Raw genomic sequence first — 1,362 nt, 5'->3', positions numbered from 1 at the left:
GGCCATGGGGGCTCCTGGAGGGGGTGGGCGGTGCGGCGCGCTCGGGCGCGCCGCACCGCGGGCGGTCACTTCGCGACGGTGAAGCCGGTGTTCTCCAGGTCGTCCACGGTGGTCTTCTGGATGCTCGCCAGGGCGGCGGTGAAGGCGGCGGCGCTGCGCTGCTCGGCGGCGGCGCCGAAGGCGTCGGTGTAGGCGCTGTAGGTGACGTTGACGTTGGGGCCGTAGGTGAACTCGTTGGTGGTCTGCGCGACGCGGCCGACGACGTCGTAGAAGTCCGGCTGGTTGGAGATGAACGCCGGCGGGTCGGTGAGCGCCTGGGCGGCGGCGTCGGTGGCGGCGGGGTACACCCCGGAGACGTCGGCCAGGGCCTTGACGGCCCGGGGGTCGGTGTTCAGCCACTGCGCGAACTCCGCGGCCTGCTCGGGGTGCTCGGACTGCGTGGTGACGCCGGTGGCCGAGCCGCCCCAGTTGCCGCCGGCGGGGGCGGCGGCGTCCCACTGCGGCAGCGGCGCGGCGGCCCACTTCCCGGCGGTGTCGGGGGTGATGCCCTCCAGCACGGCCGGGGACCACACGGCGCCGACCCAGCCGACCTGGCTGCCGTCGTTGAGGGCGGCGTTCCACTCGGGGGTGTACATGGGGGTGTTGTCGATGACGCCCTCCTCCACGAGGCCGCCCCAGTAGGAGGCGACCTCGCGGGTGGCCCCGGAGTCGACGTCCACGCTCCACGCGTCGCCGTCCACGCCCCACCAGGAGGCGCCGGCCTGCTGGGCCAGACCGGCGAACCAGCCGGGGTCGTTGGCGGAGAAGGTGCCGAGGAACGTCGCCGGGTCGGCGGCGTGGATCCTGCGGGCGGCCTCGGCGTACTCGTCCCACGTGGTGGGCACGGCGATGCCGAGCTGCTCGAACAGGTCGGCGCGGTAGACGAACACCATGGGCCCGGAGTCCTGCGGCACGGCGTACACCGCGTCCGAGCCGAGGGTGACGCTGTTCCACACCGAGTCGGGGAAGGCGCCGGCCACGTCGTCGCCGAGCTGCTCGGAGACGTCGGCCAGGGCGTCGGAGGAGACCAGGGTGGGGATCTTCTGGTACTCCGCCTGCATGAGGTCCGGGGCGCCGCTGCCGGCCTTGATCGCGGTGAGCAGCTTGACGACCGCCGCGTCGCCGCCGTCCTGCTTGTTGACGGTGACCTGCACGTCCGGGTGGGTCTCGTTCCAGGTCTGCACGACCTGCTCCATGTTCGGCGCCCAGGTCCAGAAGGTGAGCTCCACGGGGCCGTCGCCGCTGGTGCCGGCGTCGCCGCCGCCGCTGCACCCGGCGGCCAGCAGCAGGCCCGCGGCGGTGAGCGCGGCCAGGGTGCGCCGG

At 74.1% G+C, this 1,362-nt stretch carries 1 protein-coding gene; it reads right to left on the bottom strand.

Annotation, left to right across the window (positions count from 1 at the left end):
• Positions 1-65 precede the first annotated feature (65 nt).
• A partial coding sequence (locus tag GTR00_RS20925; protein ID WP_205706333.1) for an ABC transporter substrate-binding protein occupies positions 66-1,362 on the bottom strand: 1,297 nt, incomplete at its 5' end.

It is taken from the genome of Kineococcus indalonis (assembly GCF_009906395.1).
In the GTDB taxonomy this organism is placed as follows: Bacteria; Actinomycetota; Actinomycetes; order Actinomycetales; family Kineococcaceae; genus Kineococcus; species Kineococcus indalonis.
Note: the sequence above shows the minus strand (reverse complement) of the source record. Positions and strands in the feature narration are given on the sequence as shown.